We start from the raw sequence: 3,767 nt of genomic DNA, 5'->3' as shown, positions 1-3,767 counted from the left end.
AGGCAAAGTTGCGGTAATCACCGGCGCCGGCCGCGGCATCGGGCGCGAAGAGGCGTTGCTGCTCGCCAAGCACGGCGCGAAGGTGGTCGTGAACGACCTCGGCGGGCACTTCGACGGGACCGGGCAGTCGCGCTCGCCGGCCGAGGATGTCGTCAAGGAAATCCGCTCCGCCGGCGGCGAGGCGGTCGCCAACTTCGAGAGCGTCACCGACTTCAAGGCCGCCAAGCGGATCGTCGATTGCGCGATCGATAACTTCGGCAAGCTCAACATCGTTGTGAACAACGCCGGCATCCTGCGCGACCGCATGATTTTCAACATGAGCGAAGAGGACTGGGACGCCGTCGTCACCGTCCATCTGAAGGGCTCGTTCAACGTCGCCCGCCACGCGACCGCCTATTGGCGCGAGCAGCACAAGGCCGGCAACGTGCTCAACGGCCGGCTGATCAACACCAGCTCCGACTCGGGCATCCTCGGCAACGCGGGGCAAAGCAACTACGGTGCGGCGAAGGCAGCGGTCGCCGCGATGGCGATTATCGTGGATCGCGAGATGAGCCGTTACGGCGTCACCGCCAATGCGATTGCGCCAGTCGCGCGCACCCGCCTGACCGTCGACGCGACTCCGCAGACCGCCGCCGGCATGGCGCAGAAGGCGGGCGAGTGGGACGCGTTCACCCCCGCGCACGTCGCACCGCTGGTCGCGTGGCTCGCGAGCGACGACGCCAAAGACGTTCACGGCGAAGTGTTCCGCGTCGGCTTGGGCAACGTATGGCTGATGCGCGGATGGCACACCGGCGCCAAGGTTTCGAAGAAGGGATCGATGTGGGAGCCGGCGGAACTCGGCGGCAAGCTCAAGGAAGAGCTGGCCAAGGGCGTCACCAAGAAGGAGAGCATGGGCGAGGTGATGGGCGGGGGCGTGTAGATTTTTGATCACTGACAAGAAAACCAAAAGCGCGGCTCCTCGTGAGCCGCGCTTTCGTTCCATCCTGTTTATCTGCGCCGCCAACACCGCGCGCAGCGTGATGGCCGAGCATATCCTGCGTCGCGAACTCGACGCGCTCGGCTTCGATCACAACATCACGATTACCTCCGCGGGCATCGCGCCGTATGCGCGCGACGGCGCGTTGGTCTCGCTCGACACACGGATGGCGCTGCGCGAAGTCGGCATCGACATCGGCGACGAGGCGACCTCCACCGATCTCAAGCGGCATCCCGAGATGCTCGAGCAGACCGATCTCATCATCGCGATGACCGAGCAACAGGCGCGCGAACTGGTCGAGCGTTTCCCCGGCGCGAAAGAGCGCCCGGTGTTCACCCTGCGATCGTTCGCGGGCGAGACCGGCGACATCGACGACCCGTACGAAAAAGGCGACCTGGTATTCGCCGAATGCCGCGAAGAAATCCATCGCCTCGTCCCGACAATCATCGACCGCCTCTTCCACAACTAGCGCCGTCGCTGGTCGCGCGCGATCATACAACTATGGAATTCACCAATCCGTCTGACGCCGAAATTCGCGCGATCTTGTCGAAGCCAACCACGGTCGCAGTAGTCGGATGCTCCGACAACCCGGCGCGCGATTCGCTCAAAATCGCAAAGTTACTGAAAGCCCACGGCTTCAAGGTGATCCCGATCAATCCGCAACTCGATGCGGACGCACTCCGCAGCGCCCTCGGCGAGAAGTGCTACCCCGACCTCGCGTCGATTCCTGGGCCGGTCGAGATGGTGGACGTCTTCCGCCGTTCGGAGTTCGTCCCGCAAATCGTCGACGAGTCGATCGCGAAGGGCGCGCGAATACTGTGGTGCCAGCTGGGCGTGATCCACCTCGACGCAGCGCGTCGCGCGCAGCAAGCCGGGATGACAGTCATCATGGATCGATGCCCCGCAATTGAATACGGGCGTTTGTTCTGAAAAGGTGAGCTTGCTTGGCATTCTGAGCGAGCATCGCGAGCCACATTTGCCATCCTTGTATGTCGTTGATGAAGCGAGCAACGCAAGCGTCCTCTGTCATCCTGACGGAGTGAGCGAATGCGAGCGGATCGAAGGATCTCGGACAGCGGGGCGTAAGCGCCGCCGGTTCCGGTTTCTGTGTTGCTGCTTTCCACTAAACACCCAAAGGACCGCTTCGCGATTTCGGAAACCGGTACCGGCTTCGCGGGCGCGAAGCTGTCCGAGATCCTTCCAGCCGCTCGCATTCGCTCACTCCGTCAGGATGACAAATGGTGCTCGCGTTGCTCGCTCCGTCAGGATGACAAAAAAAAGTGGCGAGACTAGATTCATCTGCGAGCTGAAGCGAGCGGAGCATACATGCGAATAATTGTCATCGGTGCCGGGATTGGCGGCCTTGCCGCCGCGCTGACACTTCGACGCGCCGGTCTCGATGTTCACGTGTTCGAGCAGGCCGCTGAATTGCGCGAGGTCGGCGCCGGCATCCAGATAAGTCCCAACGCGTCGCGAATCCTCAATCGGCTGGGCCTCGAGGATCCGATGCGCCGCATGGGAGTGCGTCCGCACGCGATCGTCATCCGTCGATGGGACGATGGACGCGAGCTCTCGCGGCAGCCGCTTGCCGACGCATGCGAGCGCAACTTCGGCGCGCCCTACTACAACTTTCATCGCGCCGATCTGCTTGACCTTCTCTCTGCGGCCGTGCCGAACGGCGTGCTGCATCTTGACCATCGATGCGTCGGATTGGCCCAGCACGCCGACCGCGTCGAGGTGCAATTCCATAACGGCGCGACCGCCGATGCCGACGTTGTCGTTGGCGCCGACGGTATTCACTCGACGGTGCGCAAGGCCGTCATGGGACCGGAGTCGCCGCGATTTTCGGGGCACGTGGCTTATCGCGGGCTGGTTCCCGCCGATCGCGTGGCGCATCTCGGACTCGAGGTCGCGGCCTCCGTATGGTGGGGGCCGGAACATCATTTCGTCCACTACTATGTCGGCGCCGGCGCTCGTTACCACAATTGGGTCGCGCTCACTCCCGGCGAATGGCGCGTCGAGTCGTGGACCGCCAGGGGCGAGGTCGCGGACGCGCTCAAGGAGTTCGCAGGATGGCATCCGCAGGTGCGCGCGCTCATCGGCGCAGTCGAGACTACCAATCGATGGGCGCTCTACGACCGCGACCCGCTGCCGCGATGGACCGTCGGACGCGTCACGCTGATCGGCGACGCGGCACATCCGATGCTCCCGTATATGGCGCAAGGAGCGGTGCAATCGATCGAGGACGCGGCGGTGCTGGCGAAATGTCTCGAGCGTGCAGCCGCGCACGAGGTTGGCGCAGCACTCTCGCGCTACGAACAGACGCGCAAGCCACGCGCCTCGCGATGCCAGGAGGGATCGCGCCACAACGCCGTCATGTTCCATCTTGCCGACGGCGAAGAGCAGCGAAAGCGCGACGCCAACCTCGCATCGTCCGCAACCGCGCCGCTGCCGCAAAACGCATGGCTGTACGGTCACGACGTCGAAGCCGAATTCGAGCGGGCATGAGATTCGCCGGCGTCGCTGTCAGATGAAGCCGCGCAAGTGGAAGACGCTCAAGAGCGACGTCGCTTACAGCACGCCGATTTTCGATCTCCATCGACGACGGTCGCATCACGCGCGGCGCGGCGCGCGCGACTTTTTCATTCTCGAGGCGCCCAACTGGGTGAATATCATTCCGATCGCGAAAAATGGCGAGGTCGTGATGATCCGTCAATGGCGTCACGGGATTTCTGAATTCACGCTCGAGGTGCCGGGTGGAATGGTCGATCCCGAGGATCCATCGCCGATG

At 63.4% G+C, this 3,767-nt stretch carries 5 protein-coding genes; all 5 read left to right on the top strand.

Annotation, left to right across the window (positions count from 1 at the left end; translation table 11 throughout):
- Positions 1 to 919 (top strand): SDR family oxidoreductase (locus tag WB650_RS13950; protein WP_423960878.1); only part of this gene is annotated, 919 nt, incomplete at its 5' end.
- A gap of 4 nt (positions 920 to 923) precedes the next feature.
- On the top strand, positions 924 to 1,445 hold the full coding sequence (locus WB650_RS13945) for a hypothetical protein (RefSeq protein WP_423960876.1): 522 nt from the start codon (positions 924 to 926) through the stop codon (positions 1,443 to 1,445).
- Between the two features lie 32 nt (positions 1,446 to 1,477).
- Complete coding sequence (locus WB650_RS13940) at positions 1,478 to 1,906, top strand: CoA-binding protein (protein WP_422304809.1); 429 nt, start codon at positions 1,478 to 1,480, stop codon at positions 1,904 to 1,906.
- A 396-nt stretch (positions 1,907 to 2,302) separates the two neighbouring features.
- A complete protein-coding gene (locus WB650_RS13935) occupies positions 2,303 to 3,484 on the top strand; it encodes an FAD-dependent monooxygenase (protein ID WP_422304811.1) in 1,182 nt (393 codons plus the stop codon).
- A gap of 22 nt (positions 3,485 to 3,506) precedes the next feature.
- Positions 3,507 to 3,767: NUDIX hydrolase (locus WB650_RS13930; protein WP_423960874.1), on the top strand; the 261-nt coding region annotated here is incomplete at its 3' end.

Origin of the sequence: Binatus sp. (SeqCode), from assembly GCF_049584895.1 — a bacterium.
GTDB lineage: Bacteria > Desulfobacterota > Binatia > Binatales > Binataceae > Binatus.
This window is presented reverse-complemented; position numbering and strand designations above follow the sequence as displayed.